The following is a 482-nucleotide window of genomic DNA, read 5'->3' as shown; positions in this document are numbered from 1 at the left end:
ACGCGCGGGACGCCGGCATTCTCGGCGGCGCGCAGGTAGTCCTCGATCGTGGGGTGCTTCTGGCGCGGGTCGCTGACCCGCAGCGGGCCGTCGCCGCCGTGGAACGCGCTGGCGCCGCGGCTGTTCGATTCGGACTTGATGAAATAGGGCAGCACCTCGTCCCAGCCCCAGCCCTCGGCGCCCAGCGCGGCCCAGCGATCGAAGTCCAGCGGGTGGCCGCGCATGTAGACCATGCCGTTGACGGCGCCGGTGCCGCCTTCGGTCTTGCCGCGCGGCCAGTAGATGCTGCGGCCGTTGATCTCGGCGCCCGGCTCGGTGAAATAGGCCCAGTTGATCGCCTTTTCCAGGAACAGCCGCCCCATCCCGGCCGGCGCATGCACCCAGAAGCGGTCGGCATGGCCCCCAGCCTCCAGCAGCAGAACCTGGTTGCGACCATCCTCCGACAGACGGCTCGCAACCACGCTCCCAGACGAACCAGAGCC

1 protein-coding gene is annotated in these 482 nt (G+C 69.9%); it reads right to left on the bottom strand.

All coding sequences use genetic code 11. From position 1 onward, the window contains the following. Positions 1–461 (bottom strand): GMC family oxidoreductase (locus FE811_RS27125; RefSeq protein WP_255469874.1); only part of this gene is annotated, 461 nt, incomplete at its 3' end. Between the last annotated feature and the right edge of the window lie 21 nt (positions 462–482).

The organism is Paracoccus sp. FO-3, assembly GCF_006386455.1.
In the GTDB taxonomy this organism is placed as follows: domain Bacteria; phylum Pseudomonadota; class Alphaproteobacteria; order Rhodobacterales; family Rhodobacteraceae; genus Paracoccus; species Paracoccus versutus.
This window is presented reverse-complemented; position numbering and strand designations above follow the sequence as displayed.